Origin of the sequence: Vibrio genomosp. F10 str. 9ZD137 (assembly GCF_049974785.1) — a bacterium.
GTDB lineage: Bacteria > Pseudomonadota > Gammaproteobacteria > Enterobacterales > Vibrionaceae > Vibrio.
Map to the genome: position 1 here is coordinate 1 of NZ_JBNGCJ010000155.1, position 460 is coordinate 460.

Sequence of the window (460 nt, forward strand, 5' to 3'; positions counted from 1 at the left end):
GTGGTGCTAATCCGTCAACCGCCGGTGAAGAGAAAAAAGGCGCTTATAAGCATCTTATGACTGGGGTATCTCACATGCTACCTGTCGTGGTGGCGGGTGGTTTGATCATCGCGCTTTCGTTTGTTTTTGGTATTGAAGCCTTTAAAGAAGAGGGGACATTAGCCGCGGCATTGATGACTATTGGTGGTGGCTCTGCCTTTGCTTTGATGATTCCAGTACTCGCTGGGTTCATTGCTTTTTCAATTGCTGATCGTCCGGGTCTTGCTCCTGGTTTGATTGGCGGTATGTTGGCCAGTTCAACCGGTGCCGGTTTTCTTGGTGGTATTGCTGCGGGTTTTATTGCTGGTTATTCCGCGAAACTCATCGCTGACAAAGTCTCGCTTCCTCAATCCATGGAAGCGTTGAAACCGATACTGATTATCCCATTTGTGGCGAGTTTGTTTACCGGTCTTGTGATGAT

General features: G+C 48.3%; 1 protein-coding gene. It reads left to right on the forward strand.

Annotated features, from left to right (window positions below):
- Positions 1–460 (forward strand): fructose-specific PTS transporter subunit EIIC (locus ACP45E_RS01965; protein ID WP_241824247.1); only part of this gene is annotated, 460 nt, incomplete at both ends.